The sequence below is a fragment of the Flavobacterium psychraerolatum genome, assembly GCF_025960985.1.
Lineage (GTDB): Bacteria > Bacteroidota > Bacteroidia > Flavobacteriales > Flavobacteriaceae > Flavobacterium.
This window is the reverse complement of record NZ_JAOQMX010000014.1, coordinates 52,675-73,588: the sequence shown is the minus strand read 5'-3', so window position 1 is coordinate 73,588 and position 20,914 is coordinate 52,675. Positions and strand designations below refer to the sequence as shown.

Annotated in this window: 16 protein-coding genes; 7 read left to right on the top strand and 9 right to left on the bottom strand. The window is 33.6% G+C overall.

Going from position 1 to position 20,914, the window contains the following annotated elements:
- Nucleotides 1-126: 126 nt before the first annotated feature.
- The 3 genes from M2326_RS07335 to M2326_RS07325 form a co-directional block, all read right to left on the bottom strand.
- Entirely contained in the window at nucleotides 127-1,335 is a 1,209-nt protein-coding gene (locus tag M2326_RS07335) for an OprO/OprP family phosphate-selective porin (protein WP_264618909.1), read from the bottom strand.
- A 763-nt stretch (nucleotides 1,336-2,098) separates the two neighbouring features.
- Entirely contained in the window at nucleotides 2,099-3,169 is a 1,071-nt protein-coding gene (locus tag M2326_RS07330; RefSeq protein WP_264618908.1) for a sensor histidine kinase, read from the bottom strand.
- An 86-nt stretch (nucleotides 3,170-3,255) separates the two neighbouring features.
- Complete coding sequence (locus M2326_RS07325; protein ID WP_264618907.1) at nucleotides 3,256-3,939, bottom strand: response regulator transcription factor; 684 nt, start codon at nucleotides 3,937-3,939, stop codon at nucleotides 3,256-3,258.
- Between the two features lie 225 nt (nucleotides 3,940-4,164).
- Between M2326_RS07325 and M2326_RS07320 the strand changes: the two genes are divergently transcribed.
- The 4 genes from M2326_RS07320 (at nucleotide 4,165) to M2326_RS07305 (ending at nucleotide 9,934) form a co-directional block, all read left to right on the top strand.
- Nucleotides 4,165-6,939, top strand: coding sequence for a TonB-dependent receptor (locus M2326_RS07320; RefSeq protein WP_264618906.1), 2,775 nt, complete (start codon nucleotides 4,165-4,167; stop codon nucleotides 6,937-6,939).
- 206 nt (nucleotides 6,940-7,145) lie between these two features.
- Nucleotides 7,146-8,273, top strand: a complete 1,128-nt coding sequence (locus M2326_RS07315; RefSeq protein WP_264618905.1) for a hypothetical protein — start codon at nucleotides 7,146-7,148, stop codon at nucleotides 8,271-8,273.
- Nucleotides 8,274-8,531: 258 nt separating this feature from the next.
- Nucleotides 8,532-8,870 carry a T9SS type A sorting domain-containing protein gene (locus M2326_RS07310; RefSeq protein ID WP_264618904.1) on the top strand — a complete coding sequence of 113 codons (339 nt, stop codon included), beginning with the start codon at nucleotides 8,532-8,534 and terminating at the stop codon, nucleotides 8,868-8,870.
- Between the two features lie 83 nt (nucleotides 8,871-8,953).
- On the top strand, nucleotides 8,954-9,934 hold the full coding sequence (locus tag M2326_RS07305) for a LuxE/PaaK family acyltransferase (RefSeq protein WP_264618903.1): 981 nt from the start codon (nucleotides 8,954-8,956) through the stop codon (nucleotides 9,932-9,934).
- 25 nt (nucleotides 9,935-9,959) lie between these two features.
- Here the strand turns inward: M2326_RS07305 and tyrS are convergent, their stop codons facing one another.
- Nucleotides 9,960-11,258 carry a tyrosine--tRNA ligase gene (gene tyrS, locus M2326_RS07300; protein WP_264618902.1) on the bottom strand — a complete coding sequence of 433 codons (1,299 nt, stop codon included), beginning with the start codon at nucleotides 11,256-11,258 and terminating at the stop codon, nucleotides 9,960-9,962.
- Nucleotides 11,259-11,443: 185 nt separating this feature from the next.
- Here tyrS and M2326_RS07295 point away from each other — a divergent pair, with 185 nt between their 5' ends.
- Nucleotides 11,444-12,433, top strand: a complete 990-nt coding sequence (locus M2326_RS07295; RefSeq protein ID WP_264618919.1) for an NAD-dependent epimerase/dehydratase family protein — start codon at nucleotides 11,444-11,446, stop codon at nucleotides 12,431-12,433.
- Nucleotides 12,434-12,445: 12 nt separating this feature from the next.
- Here the strand turns inward: M2326_RS07295 and M2326_RS07290 are convergent, their stop codons facing one another.
- From M2326_RS07290 to M2326_RS07280, 3 genes are all read right to left on the bottom strand, one after another.
- A complete protein-coding gene (locus M2326_RS07290; protein ID WP_264618901.1) occupies nucleotides 12,446-12,913 on the bottom strand; it encodes a DUF4296 domain-containing protein in 468 nt (155 codons plus the stop codon).
- An 83-nt stretch (nucleotides 12,914-12,996) separates the two neighbouring features.
- Complete coding sequence (locus tag M2326_RS07285) at nucleotides 12,997-14,343, bottom strand: dihydroorotase (protein WP_264618900.1); 1,347 nt, start codon at nucleotides 14,341-14,343, stop codon at nucleotides 12,997-12,999.
- An 11-nt stretch (nucleotides 14,344-14,354) separates the two neighbouring features.
- A complete protein-coding gene (locus M2326_RS07280; protein ID WP_264618899.1) occupies nucleotides 14,355-15,080 on the bottom strand; it encodes a polyprenol monophosphomannose synthase in 726 nt (241 codons plus the stop codon).
- Nucleotides 15,081-15,184: 104 nt separating this feature from the next.
- Here M2326_RS07280 and M2326_RS07275 point away from each other — a divergent pair, with 104 nt between their 5' ends.
- Both M2326_RS07275 and M2326_RS07270 read left to right on the top strand, forming a co-directional pair.
- On the top strand, nucleotides 15,185-15,856 hold the full coding sequence (locus M2326_RS07275) for a DUF4271 domain-containing protein (protein ID WP_264618898.1): 672 nt from the start codon (nucleotides 15,185-15,187) through the stop codon (nucleotides 15,854-15,856).
- Between the two features lie 13 nt (nucleotides 15,857-15,869).
- Entirely contained in the window at nucleotides 15,870-16,619 is a 750-nt protein-coding gene (locus M2326_RS07270; protein WP_264618897.1) for a uroporphyrinogen-III synthase, read from the top strand.
- Nucleotides 16,620-16,765: 146 nt separating this feature from the next.
- On the opposite strand, the gene M2326_RS07265 is transcribed toward M2326_RS07270, so the two are convergent.
- Both M2326_RS07265 and M2326_RS07260 read right to left on the bottom strand, forming a co-directional pair.
- Nucleotides 16,766-17,455, bottom strand: coding sequence for a zinc metallopeptidase (locus M2326_RS07265; protein WP_264618896.1), 690 nt, complete (start codon nucleotides 17,453-17,455; stop codon nucleotides 16,766-16,768).
- Nucleotides 17,456-17,640: 185 nt separating this feature from the next.
- The gene (locus M2326_RS07260; RefSeq protein ID WP_264618895.1) at nucleotides 17,641-20,874 is read right to left on the bottom strand and encodes a leucine--tRNA ligase; all 3,234 of its coding nucleotides are present in this window, start codon (nucleotides 20,872-20,874) and stop codon (nucleotides 17,641-17,643) included.
- Nucleotides 20,875-20,914: the final 40 nt, after the last annotated feature.

The window sequence follows — 20,914 nt, the reverse complement described above, 5'->3', positions numbered from 1 at the left end:
TCACAATAAAATTGAGTACCCTTGGAAATATTTATATCTCAAAAACAATTACTTCATCGATTAAAATTACATGTAATAAAAAAAGCTACCCAAACAGGATAGCTTTATCTTTATTCTAACTGAGGCTTACAAACCGATTTCAACCTGAAAACGTGCAAACAAATTGTTTGAAACTGATGAACCATAAGCATAAATCTTATCATACGAAACTTCAGTCTGAACCTTAACTTTATGACCAAAGATATATTTGGAAACTCCTAAAGTGTACTCATCTGTGTTAGGGGTTCTAGTTCTAATTGCATCATTAACCTTTTGTGTCGAAAAACGACCAATAACTTGGTACTCTGATGGAAAAACATAACTCAATTGTGCATCCACACCATGACCTACAAATACAGCATGACTTTTGGTAGGATCCAAGGCGTCTACCGTAATAGGATTATTTGCAGTACGAGACATATATGCTCCAGAAGCCGACCATCCATCATACTTGAAAACAGCATCTACAAAAACTGACTTTAAAGTTCTTGCTTCATACAAACTACCTCCCAATTGGCCTTGAGATCTTTGAGCATTATTATTTTGACTAAAGGCTCCAGACAACATTAACTTTGGTGTTTTCTCTCTCATCAAATCAGCTTCAAAATTAGAACCATTTTTAGTAAAAGCTCCCATAGGGAATAACTCTAACTTACCCGTCAATGCAACACCATCATCGGATGTTTTTACCCAGTTACGCCCTTCACCTTTGGATATAGCACCTTTTAATCCATAATAAAATTTATCTTTTTTAGTTTTTCCATATTCTACAAATACACCAAAATCACGGTCAATATTAAACTTAGAGTTATTTATACTACGATCAGTAAGTTCTAAGGAACCCGATGAAATTACACGTTGGTTGTTCCCTGGCAATTTGGTTTGCCCAAAAGCAAACTTCAAATTGGAAGAAGGTTGATAAATGAAGACCCCATCCAAAATTACATTTCCGCTATTCCCAACAGCCACAGTTCCTATATCTCTGGCCGAAAAACCAAGTTCCACCTTATAACCAAACTTCGGGCTTACAACAAAACCATCCAGCTTCAACCTCATTCTTCTAATTTCACCTTCTGCAACACCAGACTTACCTTGCTCTTTACCATATCCTATTCTACTTTGGACTCTAAAACCAATATTCATTTGAAACAAACTGTCTACAGCTGTAAAACCTAATTTTTTCCCAGAAGTATAATACCCCTCTAGAATAGATTTTGAATTTCCAGTCTTCTTAACATCTTGTGCCATTATTACAAGTGAGAATAATAGCGAAATACTCAATAAAAATTTTTTCATTTTAACAATTAGTTATCAATATGTTATTACGGTGCAAAACTAATGTTAATAAAAAAGGCTGACATTAATTTAATGTTATGATAACTAAAACAAAAGGTAATGAAACATATTATATTCGAAAAAATAAAAACACATAACACTAATAACCAGTACTTTAAACACTTTAAAAAATGAATCAACCAAACCTTTTAGATACTGATAATTTAGTATTTTTAGAGGTTTTCTTAGCTATTTAGACCAAAAAAAACTGTTTATATTCAAAATAATTCATGTGAAAATAAAATTAAATCATTTTATTAAGATTTTTTTAATATAAAAATAGATTAAAAAATCCATAATAAGATTATACAAAAATCTGTTTTTATTTTGAAAAAAAAGCAAGTAAATTGGAGTAAAAAGCGGCTATATTTTATGCTCTCAACTCACTATCAATACGACCATTTTCATATCATCTAATAAAGTCACTTCAAGGATAATTTATTTAACCTCAAAACCATTTTTATATAAAGAAAAAAATGTTAAGTGATATGAAGGTGCTACAAATGCAATTCAATACCTTATTTTCAGAACCATTTGCACAATATAAAGATCCTCTCTATACACAACTCTCAAAAGTATTTAAGTGCGATAAAACCATTTTATGAGAATCAAATAGCTATACTCACCCAACGACACTGCATCATTTTGAACCTAGCAAAAAATCATCCATAAAAAAAAGGAACCGTTTTCACGATTCCTTAGCTTTTATTATTTTAAGAAAATATTACAAATGCTTTTTTATACCTGGACGTTCTAAAGTAAAGGAAAACTCCGAACCGATTCCAAATTCACTTTCGACATAAATTTTCTCTTTATGTGCTTCCACAATATGTTTTACAATTGCCAAACCCAGACCAGAACCCCCTTCTTCACGAGAGCCACTTTTGTTAACGCGATAAAAACGCTCAAAAAGTCTTGGCAAATGTTGCTTTTCTATTCCGCCACCATCATCACTCACACGGACCAAAACTTTCTTCTTAGTTAAATTGACAACTGACACTTCTGTCGTACCATTTTCCTTTCCGTATTTGATCGAGTTGATAATTAAGTTTTCGATGACTTGTTGAATTCGATCACGATCCCCTTTTACATAATTAGGTAAATTAGTACTGTTATCAAAAGTCATTGTGATATTCTTCTTCTCTGCTTTCATCTCCAAAAGGTCAAAAACATTTTGAATTAATTCATAGATATCAAATTCTGAATATTCTAAATTTAAATCCCCCGCTTCGAGTTTTGTAATCATATCCAAATCTTCGACAATATAAATCAATCGCTCAACTCCTTTTTCGGCACGTCTCAAGTATTTTTTTCGAATTAACTTATCTTCCATTGCTCCATCAAGCAAAGTTGAAATATATCCTTGAACGGTAAACAATGGTGTTTTTAATTCATGTGAAACATTTCCCAAAAAATCCCTGCGGTATTCTTCACGCACTTGCAACAATTCAATTTCTAGCTTTTTGTCTGTTGCAAACTTCTTCACCTCGCGAGTCAAAGTTTCCATATCAGTAGTGATCGGTTGGTTGATTAATGTACTGGACTCCAATAACGAAACGTCATCATAGATTTTCTTGACACGTCTGTATATAAACCGCTCTACCCTATATTGTATAACCAAAAAAGAAAAAGCAAATAATATTACGCTAAAAACCAATCCAAACCAAAGCAATTGGTTGAAGGAGGACGAAAACATAAGTGCTACCAGTAAAACCACAAAACCAGTCGTGAACAGGCTGATGTAGAATGAGGATTTAACAGCAAATTTGTAGGTCTTTTTAAAACTAATCTTCATGAATTTATTTCGTATGTACTCAAAATGGGCTTTACGCCCATTTTTATTTTTTATATGTAAAGAGAATTAAGCATCTTATTTATTAACTAGACTTCAAATTTATACCCAACACCTTTAATGGTTTTGAATAAATCCTCGCCTATTTTCTCTCTTAATTTTCGAATATGAACATCAATAGTTCGTCCTCCAACAACAACTTCGTTACCCCAAACTTTATCCAGAATCTCATCGCGTTTAAAAACCTTACCTGGTTTTGACGCAAGCAAATAAAACAATTCAAATTCTTTTCTTGGCAATGAGATCTCTCTTCCTTCCATGACAATTTTATACTCCTCACGGTTAATTTCGATTCCACCTACATTTAAGGTTTCACTATCTTGGTCAGATTCAACTAATCGTCTTAATAAAGCTTTTACTTTACTAACCAACAATTTCGGTTTAATAGGCTTAGTAATATAATCATCTGCACCTGCGTCAAAACCGGCTACTTGGGAGTAGTCTTCACTACGAGCAGTTAGAAATGTGATAATGACATTACTTAATTCTGGAATTTTTCTAATATTTTCACAAGCTTCCATTCCATCCATCTCTGGCATCATAACATCCATGATAATCAAATCTGGTGTTTCTTTTTTTGCTTTAGCAATAGCTTCTTTACCATTTGCAGCTGTAAAGATTTGATAGCCCTCTTGCGCAAGGTTGTACCCTACGATCTCTAAGATATCCGGCTCATCATCTACTAGTAAAATTTTAGTGTTCTTGTTTTTCATAATGATAGCAAAATTAGATTTAAATCATCAACCATACTGTTATTTTTTAGCCAATGATTACAATTGCGATTGTAAATATAACAATAAAATAATCGACAAAAAGTAAGGCTTACATTAATTTAATCTCATAACATTATGATAATATTAACCAAACATATTCATAACGACTGATTAACTTCAACTTTACAGACGTGCCTTTACTTTGCAAAAAATTTAACCAAGAGTATGAAACTTAAATTATTGATTGTAGCATTTTTGATCTGTTCTTTTACCTATTCACAAAATAAAGGAACCATCACAGGAGTATTAACCGATAAAGAATCTAACAACGAAACACTACCCTTTGCCAATGTAATCTTAAAAGGTACAAAAGCAAATACAACCACCAACATTGATGGAAAATATACCCTTTCTATACTGCCTGGAACTTATACAATACAGTTTAGCTTTGTAGGATACGAACCAGTAGAAGTACCCGTAACTGTAATAGGCGGAAAAACGATCACCATAAACAAAGCATTATCTTCTGGCGGATATAAATTAGAAGATGTGATTATTAAAGCTGCTCCAGTAAGCAGACAAAAAGAATCTGCTTTATTATTGGACCAAAAAAACGCGATTTCTTTTAAAGCTGCTATTGGGGCCGACGAAATTTCTAGAAAAGGAGTAAACGACCTAGCAACAGCCGTAACCAAAGTAAGCGGTATCTCTAAGCAAGAAGATTCTGGAAATATTTTTGTACGAGGATTAGGAGACCGCTACAATGTAACTACATTGAACGGACTTCCCATTCCATCTAATAACCCAGCTAACAAAAATATACTTTTAGATATTTTTACTACTAACATTGTAGACAATATAGGAGTCAGCAAAACATTTGAAGCTCAAAACTATGCAGATTTTGCAGGAGCAAACATCAACATTAGTTCAAAAAAATTTAGTGGATCTCCATTTGTAACTTTATCAATTGGTACAGGTGGCAATAGTAATGTTTTAAAACAAGACCATTTTTATTTACAAGACGGTCCATCATATACCGGTTTCAAAACAGTAGGGATTCCAAGTTCTCCTTTACAACCTTACAGCTATGCGACAAGTTGGGATAGAAAAGAAAGCAACAACAGATTAAACGCTTTTTACACTTTAGCAGCAGGAAGAAAATTTAACCTTTCTGACGAAAGCACTTTAAGCACTTTCATTACAGGATCATTCAGCGCAAAAAACAAATATACAGAAGGATACAGTAGAGGTACGCTAACCGCGGATGGTGATATCTTATCTAACTTTTATAGAAAAGCGTACAAACACAACACAACCTCTACAGCAATGGGTACTGCTGATTATAAAATTAACAAAAAGAATTCTATCCTATTCACTTCATTATTTTTAAACTCAAGTGATCAAGATTACAGTGAATATGAAGGAACAAATGTAAATTTTGATGGTGGAGGAACAGGAACACAACAAATATCTGGATTTATTAAACGTGGTACATTCGAGAGAACACAATTATACATCAACCAATTAGTAGGTAAAAATAAATTCAATGACAAATGGGATTTAAACTGGGCTGCTGGATATAGCATTGCAAACAATACTGTGCCAGATCGTATGCAAAATACCTTTGTATTTGCTCCTGACGGAAAAAACTATACTTTCTTTACCAACTCGAATATAAATAACCACCGTTTCTTTCAGGATTTAAAAGAAAAGGAATTCTCTGCCAACGTAGCTCTATCTTACAACTTTAATAAGAAAAAAGACGATGATGATTATCTAGGAAAAGTTACTTTTGGTTATTCTGGTAAATTGAAAAAACTTGACTATAAAATTCAACAATTTTCATTCTTCCCAAATAGAACCAATGTCTCTTTTTCTAAAGATGATATTTTAAACAATACTGATTTCTATTTGAATGCTGCAAATTTCGGTTCTGCTCCATCTAATAAAATTCAGCAATCATATAATGGTAACCTAGACATCAATGCTGCATTTGGAAATTTACAGTATGCTCTTACTGACAAATTAACCGTTATTTTAGGAACAAGATTGGAACAGACCACACAAAATGTATTGTTTTATTCCACAACCAAACCGAGTGGAGATAGTTCTAACAGTTCTAAATTCAATATTTTACCAAGTTTAATATCCAAATACACACTTACAGACAAACAAAATTTAAAATTTTCTTTTAGCAAAACTTATACGTTACCACAATTTAAAGAGAAAGTAGAAATTGCTTATGAAGATGTAGCACAAGCTTATGTAGGTAATGCTGACTTATATGCTTCGACAAATTACAATGCAGATTTAGGCTGGGAGTTTTTTCCAAAGTCAGGAGAATTAATCTCTGTAACTGCGTTTGGAAAAATCATAAAAAACCCAATCAATGAGATGTTCTTAAATTCTTCTTCAAACGATATCACTTATGCTAATACAGGAGAAAAAGCAACTGTAGCAGGTTTAGAATTAGAAATTAGAAAAGATCTTTTTGAGATTGAAAATGGTAACAATTTAAAAACAAAATTATCTTATGATATAAATGGATCTTACCTTTATAGTAATCAAGATTTAAGCAACAGTAAAATTAATGCTGAAAATGCTTTTGGTGCTGACTTTACTTTTACAGATAGTAAATTGACAGGTGCTTCAACTTTCTTAGCTAATGCTAATATCTCATTCTTAAAAGAGTTTGCAGAAAATAAAGATATAACCACAACAATATCTTATTCCTACTTCTCTGATAAAGTTGCTGTTCTTGGTACCTCGCAAGTAGGAAACATGGTTGACAAAGCTGTTAACAAATTGGACTTTGTTGTAAATTCAAACATAACTAAAAAAATAAAATTAGGGTTAATTTATAATAATATCCTTAACCCTACTTATAGACGAGTACTTGAACAAGGAAAAGTACCAGGGAAAAGTGCTGTTGGAGATGTACTAATAACATCCTACAAATCAGGATCCGATCTTAGACTTACTTTGAATTACACATTCTAAAAAATTAAATACATTACAACAGTAAAAGGTGATTAGAGTTTCTAATCACCTTTTTTTTAACAAAAAACTGTATGTAAAACTTATGTTAAGTTTAACAGAAAAAATTGAATTTACTTAATGTATTAGTAATATCTACTTAACTTAATTAGAAGATATGATCCTTTACTTTGCCATAAATAAAAAACAAAAAAATAATTAAAATGAAAATGAAAAAGACATTTATTGCAATTACTGCATTATTAGGAATTACATTAACAAGTTGTTCTTCTGACAACAATGGACCACAAACATCTCCATTTGAATTAAAAGTTAATGATCTACAAGGTGACATCACAAAAGGAAACACAATAACTTTAGATGCTACTCAGACTTATACATTAACAGGAGGTTTAGTAGTACGTTCAGGCGCAACTTTAATTATTCCTGCTGGAACAACAATCAAAAGTTCTGCTACAGCAGATGCAACTTCACTTTACATCGCTGTAGAGAGAGATGCTACAATCAACATTAATGGTACTGCAGCTAAACCAGTTACTATGACATCTGGTAAAGCAAACCCTGCACAAAGTGACTGGGGTGGATTAATTATCTGTGGTAATGGTAAAGTAAACACAGGAGATAACGGTACATCTGAAGTAGGTGGTTTAAGCTACGGTGGTAATGATAATGCAGATTCATCTGGAAGTATCAACTATTTGAAAATTATGTACACAGGGTCTAAATTTTCTTCTACAAAAGAATATAATGGAGTTTCTTTCTTCGGAGTAGGTTCTGGAACAGTTGTTTCTAATATTTACACATTAGAAAGTGGTGATGATGCAGTTGAATTCTTCGGAGGAGCTGTAAACCCAACCAACTTAATATTAATTAACTCTTATGATGATTCATTTGACTTTGCTGATGGATGGCAAGGAACTGCTACCAATGTATATATCAATGGTGTAACAAAAGGTGGTGTTGAAGGATCAAATAACGAGAAAAACCCTAGTGGAGCAACTCCAATGACTAATGCTAAATTGATTAACTTCTCAATCATCAAAGGTGGAGCTACTTTTACAGCTGATGAGAAATCAATCAACTTCAAAGAAGGTGGTGGAAAACAAGCATACACAAACTTATATGTTGGAAATGATATGCCTGTAGCACTTTGTAAATTGGCTAATGATGCAGGAGCACTTGCGAGTATTGCAGCAGGTACTTTTACAATTACAAACTATACTTTTGGAACTCAAATAACTGATTTTTCAGGACCAAAATTATCTGGTACTACAACTGGTGCTCTAGGTGCTGGTGCAGGTGCAGTATTACCTACTTGGGCTGATTGGACTAAATAATTATTAATTAAATTATAAAAAAAGCTGTCTAGTAATAATTATCTAGGCAGCTTTTTCTTTATAATAAATCGAAGTATTTTATTACTGTATTAGTTTAAAATTAATTTACATTTTTTTTTAATACAGAAATACTATTTTGAACATTTGATAAGAATACTTAAACATTTTTAAACACAAATGCCTTTCCTTAATTTGAAAGGCTTTTTATTGTTTATTAATTTTTATTTTCTTATTTTTACTTTAATGTAAACAGATGCGATGAAACAAAAATACTTTTATACTATTCTCTTACTGGTTTTCTTTAGTTCCTTTAGCATAACTGCTCAGGATGCTAAGCAGTTACCCAAAACTCAAGACAGCACAACTATAGAGGGGCTTAACTTGTATCCAAACCCCGTAAGCAATGGAAGAATATCTATTTCTACAAAAAATGACTCGAACAAAGACATCATCATTTTTGACTTATTAGGTAAAAAAATACTTCAAACACAACTAGCAGGTAGAGAATTAAATATTTCGAACTTATCACCTGGTGTTTACATAATTAAAATCAATGAAGATAATGCTACGGCAACCAGAAAATTAATAGTAAGATAAATACTCTATATAGAATATTAAAAAAAGCTCCAAAACAATTTTGGGGCTTTTTTATTTAAGTTTAGTACTTTTGTAAAAAAAACTTGATTTCAACTACTGACATATTCACGATTTCATCCCAAAAGCAATTTGAAAAAGTAGCTTTAAAAACCTTTCGATTCCAATACGAAAACAACTTGGTTTATCAAGAATTTTGCAAATACTTGAAAACTGATGTTCAAAAAGTAAAATCATTAGAACAGATTCCATTTTTACCCATACAGTTTTTCAAGAGCCATACCATACTAAGCAACACCGACCCTATTGAGACAACCTTCACCAGTAGCGGTACAACAGGAACAATCACTAGCAAACACCTCGTTACGGATGTCTCTATTTATGAAGAAAGTTACCAAAAAGCATTTTCAGAATTCTACGGTAATATTGAAGATTATGTTGTACTAGCACTTCTACCCTCCTATTTAGAGCGCGATGGCTCATCGTTGATTCATATGGTCGAAGATTTAATTCAACTTACCAATCAACCTGAAAGTGGCTTTTATTTACACAATCATGATGAACTGATCAAAAAGCTTATCGACCTAGACAAATCGGGACAAAATGTAATTTTGATCGGCGTCACCTATGCCTTATTAGACTTGATCGAAAAACAAACTTTTCAGCTACAAAATACCATTATTATGGAAACCGGTGGAATGAAAGGAAAACGCAAAGAAATGATTCGCGAAGAATTACATCAAATTCTCTGTACTGGTTTTGGCGTCACTGCTATCCATTCAGAATATGGTATGACCGAATTACTTTCGCAAGCTTATTCTCTTGGAGAAGGAGTTTTTGAATGTCCTGCATGGATGCAAATCCTGGTTCGTGAAACAGAAGATGCTTTAACGTATGTCGCAACTGGAAAAACAGGTGGAATCAATGTGATTGACTTAGCCAATATCAACTCTTGCTCGTTTATAGCTACGCAAGATTTAGGTAAAAAAAATCCCAACAACTCCTTCGAGGTATTGGGACGTTTTGATAATTCAGATATTCGAGGTTGTAATCTAATGGTGCTTTAAATAGTAGCCCTATTTATTTCGACAATTAAACTACTCTAACCACGAAATAATTTTTCTTTCCGCTTTGCAACAAAACGAATTGATTATTAATTAAATCTGTAGTTGTAAGCATAAATTCTTCTTTCACTTTTTCTCTATTTACTGAAATAGAATTAGCAGTCAATGCTCTTCTCGCTTCTCCGTTTGATTTAAAAAACCCTGTTTTATCATTCAAAACAGTAATAATTTCGATTCCGTTTTCAAGATCACTTTTAGCAATTTCTGCTTGTGGCACACCGTCAAAAACTTCCAAAAAGGTATTCGAGTCCAATTGTTTTAAATCATCAGCAGTTGCATTTCCAAAAAGAATAGTGGACGCTTTTTGAGCTTTTTCCAATTCTTCACTCGAGTGTACAAAAACAGTTAACTCTTCGGCAAGTCTTTTTTGCAACACTCTCAAATGCGGTGTTACTTGATGTTCTACGATCAAAGCATCTATAACTTCTTTTTCTAAAAAGGTAAAAATCTTGATATATTTTTCTGCATCAACATCTGTAGTATTTAGCCAAAACTGATAAAATTTGTATACCGAAGTTTTATCTGCAGTCAACCAAACATTCCCTCCTTCTGATTTACCAAATTTAGTTCCATCTGCCTTTGTAATCAACGGACAAGTCATTGCATAGGCTTTTGCCTCTTCTCCAACATTCATTCTACGAACCAATTCGGTACCTGTTGTAATGTTTCCCCATTGATCAGAACCACCCATTTGCAGCAAACAGTTGTATTCTTTATGTAAATGATAAAAATCGTATCCTTGAATTAACTGATAAGTAAACTCTGTAAACGACATTCCTTCTCCTTCACCAGCTAATCTTTTCTTGACAGAATCCTTAGCCATCATGTAATTTACGGTAATACGTTTACCCACATCACGAGCAAAATTAATAAAAGAAAGACATTTCATCCAGTCGTAATTATTAACCAAAACAGCCGCGTTTGCATCTGTAGCATTAAAATCTAAAAAACGAGACAATACTCCTTTTATACCATCCACATTATGGTTTAAAGTAGCTTCGTCTAATAAATTTCGCTCATCCGATTTACCAGAAGGATCTCCGATCATACCTGTTGCACCTCCGACTAATGCAATTGGTTTGTGACCAAAGTTTTTTAAATGCACCAATAAAATAATAGGCACTAGACTACCAATATGCAAAGAATCTGATGTTGGATCAAATCCTATATAAGTAGCAGTCATTTCTTTTAAAAGTTGCTCTTCAGTCCCAGGCATGATATCGTGCACTAAGCCGCGCCATTGTAATTCGGAAATAATATTTTTCATGTTTTTTAATCAATTTATGCAAAGATAGCAATTCGAAAATCAAAAATCAATTCCATTTTCAATTCTCAAACACCAATACCGAATAGCATTAAAACACCTACCTCAACCTACAAATGAAACGTTAATTCTTGACACTTAGCATCCACTTCTTGGCTTTTGAAGTTGATTTATATACCTTTGCATCTATGATATTACTTACAGGTGGAACAGGATTAGTTGGTGCACATTTATTACTTCGTTTAATTGAAAATGGAGAAAAAGTGCGTGCTACTTATCGAAATAAAAAAGGAATAACAAAAACTAAAAATTTATTTTCTTACTATAAAAAAGAAGCGCTTTTCAACAATATAGAATGGAAACAAGCTGACATTACTAAAATTACACAACTTGAAGAAGCTTTTATTGGTATTGAATACGTCTATCATTGTGCTGGACTTATTTCATTTCAGCCGTCTGACGAAAACCTACTCAGAAAGACTAACATTGAAGGAACAGCAAATATTGTTAATTTTTGCTTAGCTCATAATATTAAAAAATTATGCTATGTTAGTTCTGTTGCTGCTTTAGGCGACTTAGCCGAACATGAACATATTGTGACTGAAGAAATAGAATGGAACCCTGAAAAACCCCATTCGGATTATGCTATTTCAAAATATGGTGCCGAAATGGAAATTTGGAGAGGACAACAAGAAGGGTTAAAAAGCGTCATCATCAATCCCGGAATCATTCTAGGACCTGGTTTTAATGACCAAGGTAGCGGATTATTATATCAGAGAGTTGCTCATGGAATGCATTTTTACACCACAGGAATCACTGGATTTATCGCAGTACCAGACGTAGTGAAAATTGCCATTCAACTTATGAAAAGTCCTATTATCAATCAACGCTATACATTAGTTTCACAAAACAGTTCCTACCAAGAAGTACTCAACTCTATGAGTGATGCTCTAGGTGTAAAACGACCTAGTATTCATGCCAAAAAATGGCTCTTGGAAATTGCTTGGAAAATAGACAAATTGTCTTCCTTTCTATTTAGATCCAAAAGAAAAATGACCAAATACATGGCCAGAGCAAGTTATACAGATAGAATATTCTCTAATGAAAAAATAAAAGCTGATTTAAAAATCAGCTTTATAGATATTCATCAGTATCTTAAGGAAATAGCAAAGGTGTAAATTGAAAATAAATTATTCCAAAACACCTTTGGTATCCTTTTTAGCATGCTCTAATCTTTCTTTTATACTTTTCTTTTTGACTGCAGTATCCTTTGCTGTAGTTGATTTTTTATTCAATAAAAGATCGGCACGTTCTTTTCTATTCAACAAAGTATCTAGTACCGTTTTCTTGGACTGGATACGATCTTTGATTTGATCAAACATGTCTTTATAATGCTTATAATCTGCAGCATAGTAACTATTGCTTTTGGCAAATTGTAGACTATCGACCTGGTATTTTTTAAAAATATATTCTAATTCCGTACCCTTATATTTTTTTAAAGTATCTGCATATTGATACTTAACTACATTCAACAACGTCAAATCGTAGAGAATATCAACCATTTTGTTTTTATCAATAAGGTTATCAGGCTTTTTTACAATCTCTTCTTTACAACCTACCCAAAAAAACAAAAAAATAATGATGCCTATTTTTTTCATATACTAGATTTTCTTCTTTATCATAAGTTTGTAGCAGTATACTTTTCGTTTTACCAAATTACCTACTACTTCCTTTTTTGATATTAGAAATTTCTATCAAACAATAAACGACGTCCAGCTTTGATATCTTTTACTTTAAAGGCTTTATAAACCAATTGACCATTTACAAATGTATGCGTAATTCTAGATTTGAATGTAAACCCTTCAAAAGGAGACCATCCACATTTAGCTAGAATATTTTCTTTTTTCACACTCCATGGCAAACCTGCATTCACTATAACCAAATCGGCATAATAACCTACTTTTATAAAACCTCTATTTTCAATTTGAAAGATTTTTGCAGGATTATGACACATTTTCTCCACAATTTTCTCCACACTAATCTTTCCTTGGTGAAAACACTCAAACATAGCCACAACAGCATGTTGTACCAAAGGACCACCAGAAGGAGCTTTTAAATACGGTTGTTTTTTCTCTTCTAGTGTATGCGGAGCATGATCTGTAGCAATCACATCAATCCTATCATCCAACAAAGCCTTCCACAATGCATCTCTATCAGCAGCCGTTTTTACCGCTGGATTCCATTTGATCATATTTCCTTTCGTCGCATAATCATCATTGGTAAACCATAAATGATGCACACAAACCTCAGCTGTTATCTTCTTTTCAGACAATGGAATTTTATTGGTAAACAAATCCATTTCTTTGGCAGTAGAAAGATGAAAAATATGCAAACGAGCACCCGTTTTCTTAGCCAATGCAACTGCTTTTGAAGAGGAGATATAACATGCTTCATCCGAACGGATCAAGTGGTGCGCCGTCACCGGGACATCATCACCGTACTCTGCAATATATTTTGCTGTATTTTCTTTAATAGTGCTTTCATCTTCACAATGAACAGCAATTAGCAATGGAGTACTAGAAAATATTTTTTCTAGTGTAGCTTCATTATCTACTAACATATTTCCGGTAGAAGAACCTAAAAATATTTTAATACCTGCTACATTTTTGGGATTGGTTTTCAAAACCTCTTCTAGATTATCATTGGTTGCACCCATCATAAAAGAATAGTTTGCATATGATTTTTCGGCAGCAAGTTGATATTTCTCTTCCAAGATTTCTTGAGTCACTGCATTAGGAACCGTATTAGGCTGCTCAATAAACGAAGTTATTCCCCCAGCTACCGCTGCCCTTGATTCTGATTCAATATCCCCCTTATGAGTTAAACCTGGCTCTCTAAAGTGAACTTGATCATCAATTGCTCCAGGCATCAAATAATTCCCTTCGGCATCAATAATTATATAATCTGAAGACTTGGCACTGATACTTTCTGAAATTTCAACAATTAAGTCATTTTCAATTAGAACATCGCCCTCAAAAATCACTCCTTCATTTACTATTTTGGCATTCTTAATTAAAACCCTATTCATCGTACTTATCCTTATAATGTATTAAATAATTTTTTTAATCTCAGAGAAATCACTCCAAAAACAGCTTCTACTATAATAGAGTTACTCATTTTGGACTGTCCTTTTGTTCTATCGGTAAAGATAATAGGAACTTCGGTAATTTGAAACTTTCGACAATACGTTCGATATTTCATTTCGATTTGAAATGCATAGCCCACAAATTTTATTTTGTCTAACTTAATAGTTTCGAGTACCTGCCTTTTATAACACACAAATCCAGCCGTAGCATCATGGATCTTCATTCCAGTGATCATACGTACATAAACAGAGGCGAAATAAGACATAAGAACTCTACTCAAAGGCCAATTCACAACATTTACCCCCGTTAAATAACGAGATCCTATGGCTAAATCTGCATCACCAAAATGACATGCATTGTACAGTTTTTCTAAATCGTTGGGATTATGTGAGAAATCAGCGTCCATCTCAAAAATAAAATCGTATTTTCGAGCAATGGCCCATTTAAAACCATGAACATAAGCCGTCCCTAGACCTGCTTTTTTCATTCTTTTTTCTAAAAACAAACGTTCTTCAAACTCCGACTGCAAAACAACAACCTTATCCGAAGTATGATCGGGCGAATTATCATCAATCACAAGTACATGAAAGTTCTTGTGCTGCGACAGCACAGAACGGATGATACTTTCGATGTTTTCAATTTCGTTATAGGTAGGAATTATAACAATACAGTCACTCATTTTTCAAATAATTTCAACGCAAAAGTAAACTTTTTAAAGGATTTCAAAGATAATAAAAGTATAATAAAAAGTTTGAAACAAAAAATTACTAATTTTGCCGCACTATGATAGAACATTTACTTCATCCAAGAATTATTGAAAGCAAAGATTGGGCAACAATTTTATTCGTGCTATCCTTTATTCTTATAGCCATTACTCGATCTACCAATGAAAATCGATTTGGAGATTTCATGAACTTACTATTTTCTGACAAATACTCCAAAATTTATCGAGATGCTACTCATTTGAATAGCGGGTTCACCATAGCATTATTTTTCGTTCAAGCCATATCATTTTCCTTTTTCATTCTCCTTTCATTGAGTATTTTTGGTCATGCTTCCAAAACTGATTATACTCTTTATATACAAATAATCACATTTGTGATTTTCTTTATTTTATCAAAATTCTTAATCGAAAAAATAATCGCTACTGCCTTCAACATAGAAGATTTTGCAGAACAATTCAACCTTCAAAAAGTTACTTATCGCACTTATATAGGCCTTTTAATCCTCCCTTTCAATATAATCCTCTTCTACCAAGATACAATTTCAATAATAATCCCACAAATCATAATAGCTACAATACTTATAATCAATCTATTAACCTATACATTGTCAATAAAAAATTATCAAAACCTAATATTCAGCAAGTTGTTTTATTTTATTTTATATCTTTGCACTCTCGAAATAGCACCCTATTTTTTTATGTATTATTGGTACACAAAAGGTAACGCTTAGAAACTGTTAAAATATGAAAGTGAAAACTATTTTGGTGTCACAACCTGAGCCTAAAGTTGAGAATTCTCCCTACTTTGAATTGCAACAAAAGCATAAAATAAAGATTGATTTCAGACCTTTTATTCACATTGAAGGAGTAAGTGCTAAGGAAATTAGACTTCAAAAAATTGATCTTAACAATTTTACTGCTATCATTTTAACCAGTAGAAATGCAGTAGATCATTTTTTCAGAGTAGCTGAAGAAATGCGCTTTAAAGTTCCCGAAGGTTTAAAATATTTTTGTCAATCGGAAGCAGTCGCTTTTTATTTACAAAAATATGTAGTCTATAGAAAAAGAAAAATCTATGTAGGAGCTAAAGATTTCGCTGATTTATCTCCGCTGATTAAAAAATACAAAGACGAAAAATTCTTACTTCCCGCATCTGATCAACTAAATGCTGATGCTCCCACTACTTTAAATAATTTAAAAGTAGACTGGACGCAAGCTACATTTTACAAAACAGTCATGAGTGATCTTTCTGATTTGGCGGATGTTTATTATGATGTTTTGATTTTTTTCAGTCCAACTGGAATAAAATCGTTATTCAAAAACTTCCCTGATTTCAAACAAAATGACACTAGAATTGCTGTTTTTGGAAGCACTACTCAAAAAGAGGCGCTAGACAACGGATTAAGAATTGACATTCTTGCACCAACACCCGGAACTCCATCTATGACGATGGCACTTGAAAAATACATTGTTGAAGCCAACAAAACGAAGTAATTTCAACGACTACTAAGTTCTACCTATATAAAAAACCGCAATCATTTGCGGTTTTTTTATGTCTTTACTTTTCGAAAAGTGGAATTAAATCTATTTTAAATCTACATCTCTATTGAAAGGAATATTTCGATAAGACTACCACCTTACTAATTTCTTCGGCTATTACCCATATAAATATTAATATAATACAACAATGTCGCGATAGAACCCAAAGCCGCTACAACATACGTACGAGCCGCCCATTTCAAAGAATCTTCAGCTCCAGCATATTCTGCTGGACTCAACATATTTTTGTTTTTAAGCCAAGCTAATGCTCTATTACTTGCGTCATACTCTACCGGCAAGGTCACAATCGAAAAGATTGTCGTTGCCGCAAACAACACAATCCCAATAAGTAACAGCTGTGGAAAACTTCCAACCATCAAGATTCCTCCCAATAAAACCCATTGCATATACCTGGAAGCTACACTCACAAAGGGCACCAACTTCGAACGCATTGCTAGCATATTGTACCCAACGGCATGTTGTACAGCATGACCACACTCATGAGCCGCTACAGCTGCAGCAGCAGCATTACGCTGGTTGTAGACCGATTCACTCAAGTTTACTGTTTTATCTGCTGGATTGTAGTGATCCGTCAATTGTCCTGGTGTCGAAATCACTCGTACATCATAAATTCCATTATCGGCAAGCATTTTTTTAGCAATTTCAGCTCCACTCATGTTGTTTTGCAAATGCAATTTCGAATAAAATTCAAATTTGCTTTTCAGCCTTGAACTGACCAACCAACTCGCTAACATAATTACACCAGCAAGTATCATATATCCCATTCCCATAATTTTATGTTTTAATGTTTTCTTGTTCTAAATCTATAACAAATTCTGAACCAAAACAATTAGATGTCAAATTGACATTGGTTAAAAATGTAATAAAAAAATTCCAAATCCCAAGTTACACTTTGACAAGCTCAGTGTAACAATTGAAATTTGGAATTTTAAAATCTGAAATTTACTCTATTTGATTATCCCACCAAATTAATGATTTTCCCTGGAACAATAATTATTTTGTTTGGCGTTTTCCCATCCAATTGTTTAATGGTTCTTTCGTCTGCAAGGACGATTTCCTGAATCTGATCTTTGGTTAAATCCAAAGGCAAAGTCAATGTAAAACGCATTTTTCCGTTGAAAGAGACCGGGTATTCTTTTTCTGACTCTACTAAGTATTTTTCTTCGAATACCGGAAAAGGAACCGTAGCAATCGAACCTTCCTTCCCTAGTAATGACCATAATTCTTCAGCAATGTGCGGTGCATAAGGCGAAATTACAATAGCCAATGGCTCAAGTATTGCACGAGAATGACATTTTTGAATAGACAGTTCGTTCACACAAATCATAAATTGTGAAACGGAAGTATTGAAAGAGAAATTCTCAATATCATCTGCCACTTTTTTGATGGTTTTGTGTAAGGTTTTCAAGTTGTCTTTGGTTGGTTCGTCATTGGTCACGACCATTGTATCTTCTTCATAATACAAACGCCATAACTTTTTCAAGAAACCAAAAACACCTGAGATACCAGCTGTATTCCAAGGTTTTGCTTGTTCCAATGGTCCTAAAAACATTTCATACAAACGCAAGGTGTCTGCTCCGTACTCCGTGCAAATATCATCTGGTGTTACAACGTTGTATTTCGATTTAGACATTTTCTCTACTTCGCGACCTACAATATATTTACCGTTTTCATCTAAAATAAATTTGGCGTCTTTATATTCTTCTCTCCAAGCTTTAAATTTTTCAATATCCAATTCATCAGATGAATTAACCATTGAGACATCGACATGAATTGGTTGTACATTTTGCCCTTCGATTTTATTTTTAGATACAAACGTATTTGCACCTTCCAATCGATACACAAAAGCACTAGTTCCCAAAATCATTCCCTGATTAATCAGTTTTCTGAACGGTTCTTCTGTTGGCGCAAAACCTTTATCTTTCAAGAATTTGTTCCAGAATCGTGAATATAATAGGTGACCTGTTGCGTGTTCACTTCCTCCAATGTATAAATCGACAGATTCCCAATAAGCCAATGCTTCTTTGCTTGCAAATTCTGTTTCGTTATGTGCGTCCATGTAACGCATCCAATAAAACGAGCTACCTGCCCAACCTGGCATAGTGTTCAGTTCTAATAGAAAAACAGTTTGGTTCTCGGCTTCGCTCGAACTGACAAGCGTAGTATCAACCACTTTATTATTAACCGTGTCCCAAGCCCATACAGCTGCATTACCTAATGGAGGCAATCCATCTTCGGTTGGCAAATATTTCTCTACTTCAGGCAAAATGATAGGCAAATGCTTCGCATCAATCATTTGTGGCAAACCATTAACGTAGTACACAGGAAACGGCTCTCCCCAATATCTCTGACGAGAAAAAACAGCATCACGCAAACGGTAATTAATCTTGCTTTTTCCTTGCTTAATTTTTTCTAATTCAGTTATACTTATTTTAGTTGCTTCCTTATATCCTAATCCATTCAAGAAATCTGAATTTTCTAAAATAAAACCTTCTTTGGCTCCAAATGCTCCTTCTGAAATATCTTTATTAAAAATATTCTTAATTTCCTGCATCCCATTTTGACCTTTGAAGAAGTTTGCAAAAGCAAAGTCTCTTTCGTCCCCACAAGGAACAGCCATTACAGCACCTGTTCCGTATCCTGCCAAAACATAGTCTCCAATCCAAACAGGAATAGGCTCTTTGGTAAACGGATGTTCTGCATAAGCTCCTGTAAATACTCCCGAGATTGTTTTTACATCAGCCATACGCTCTCTTTCAGAACGTTTAGATGTTTTTTCGATATAAGCAGCAACAGCTTCTTTTTGATCTGCTGTTGTGATTTGCGCCACTAACTCATGTTCTGGCGCTAGTGTCATGAAGGTAACAGCAAATATAGTATCGGGACGTGTAGTAAAAACACTAATGGTGCCATTAGCTCCAGAAGGGTAGTCCCCAATATTATCTAATTCTATTGTAATGGTATCTAAAACACCTGCTAGGTTTCTGATGATCTCTTCGTTTGTAAAACGAATTATTTTAAAACCATTTTCATTTAATACTCTAACTTTTTCAGGATCAATCGCTATAATTTCACCTTTTACTTTACCATCAACTTCGATTACCAATTTTTTCGAAAGGCAGACAAAATCAACCGTATATCCTGCGATTAAATGTTGTTGCTTGAATTTATAATCTAAAGCTTTTGACTTTAGGCTCATCCATAATGTCTTTTCTGTTTCGGTTGAATTAGCCAAAGGATCCCTAGTACCCATATTCTCTTCCCCTTCAGGAAAGGATAGGATAGGAAAATCTACCATTGCTCCAACACTCTTTCCAATCCAATTACGTTGGCTTTCTTTAATACTTTCTGTCCAATCAATTGTATTTAACCCTTGTAACAAACGTTCTGCATAGGCAGATATACGCATGCTCCACTGCGTCATTTTTTTACGAACAACAGGATAACCGCCACGCTCAGATACTCCGTTGATGATTTCGTCATTGGCTAAAACTGTCCCCAATCCTGCACACCAGTTCACTTCGGTCTCCGCTAAATAAGTCATTCTATATTGCAATAGAATTTTCTCCTGTTTTTCTTTCGCAAAAGCATTCCATTCATCTGCTGTAAAAAAATCGATATTATCATCACAAACTGCATTAACAGTAGCATTACCTTCTGTAGAAAGAATGCTGGTTAAAGTCGAAATATCTTCTGCTTTGTCTGTGTTTTTATTGTACCAAGAATTGAACAATTGTATGAAAATCCATTGCGTATGTTTGTAATAATCAGGATTTGAAGTCCGTACTTCTCTATCCCAATCAAATGAAAATCCGATAGTGTCCAATTGTTTTCTATAACCCGCGATTTTATTTCCTTCTTTATCAAAGCCTCCATCAATATTCACACGAGTAGTATCTTCTGGACGTTGCCCTGTTTGAATAGCATATTGCTCAGCAGGCAACCCAAAACTATCATAACCCATGGGATGTAAAACATTAAAACCTTGATGACGTTTGTATCTTGAGTACACATCTGAAGCAATGTATCCAAGCGGGTGGCCAACGTGTAATCCTGCTCCAGAAGGATAAGGAAACATGTCCAAAACATAATGTTTGGGTTTATCTGAGGCATTAGACGCAGCAAAAGTTTTGTGGTCTGCCCAATATTTTTGCCATTTGGCTTCAATTTCGTTTGGATTGTATTTCATCAGAGTGAGTTTCTAAGGTATAAAAACTTTAAGTTTCTAG

Bases quoted from the DNA above. Each gene is read 5' to 3' on its own strand.
- M2326_RS07335 (WP_264618909.1), bottom strand. From the start codon at position 1,335: ATGAAAAAATTTTTATTGAGTATTTCGCTATTATTCTCACTTGTAATA.
- M2326_RS07330 (WP_264618908.1), bottom strand. From the start codon at position 3,169: ATGAAGATTAGTTTTAAAAAGACCTACAAATTTGCTGTTAAATCCTCA.
- M2326_RS07325 (WP_264618907.1), bottom strand. From the start codon at position 3,939: ATGAAAAACAAGAACACTAAAATTTTACTAGTAGATGATGAGCCGGAT.
- M2326_RS07320 (WP_264618906.1), top strand. From the start codon at position 4,165: ATGAAACTTAAATTATTGATTGTAGCATTTTTGATCTGTTCTTTTACC.
- M2326_RS07315 (WP_264618905.1), top strand. From the start codon at position 7,146: ATGAAAAAGACATTTATTGCAATTACTGCATTATTAGGAATTACATTA.
- M2326_RS07310 (WP_264618904.1), top strand. From the start codon at position 8,532: ATGAAACAAAAATACTTTTATACTATTCTCTTACTGGTTTTCTTTAGT.
- tyrS (WP_264618902.1), bottom strand. From the start codon at position 11,258: ATGAAAAATATTATTTCCGAATTACAATGGCGCGGCTTAGTGCACGAT.
- M2326_RS07295 (WP_264618919.1), top strand. From the start codon at position 11,444: ATGATATTACTTACAGGTGGAACAGGATTAGTTGGTGCACATTTATTA.
- M2326_RS07290 (WP_264618901.1), bottom strand. From the start codon at position 12,913: ATGAAAAAAATAGGCATCATTATTTTTTTGTTTTTTTGGGTAGGTTGT.
- M2326_RS07285 (WP_264618900.1), bottom strand. From the start codon at position 14,343: ATGAATAGGGTTTTAATTAAGAATGCCAAAATAGTAAATGAAGGAGTG.
- M2326_RS07280 (WP_264618899.1), bottom strand. From the start codon at position 15,080: ATGAGTGACTGTATTGTTATAATTCCTACCTATAACGAAATTGAAAAC.
- M2326_RS07275 (WP_264618898.1), top strand. From the start codon at position 15,185: ATGATAGAACATTTACTTCATCCAAGAATTATTGAAAGCAAAGATTGG.
- M2326_RS07270 (WP_264618897.1), top strand. From the start codon at position 15,870: ATGAAAGTGAAAACTATTTTGGTGTCACAACCTGAGCCTAAAGTTGAG.
- M2326_RS07265 (WP_264618896.1), bottom strand. From the start codon at position 17,455: ATGGGAATGGGATATATGATACTTGCTGGTGTAATTATGTTAGCGAGT.
- M2326_RS07260 (WP_264618895.1), bottom strand. From the start codon at position 20,874: ATGAAATACAATCCAAACGAAATTGAAGCCAAATGGCAAAAATATTGG.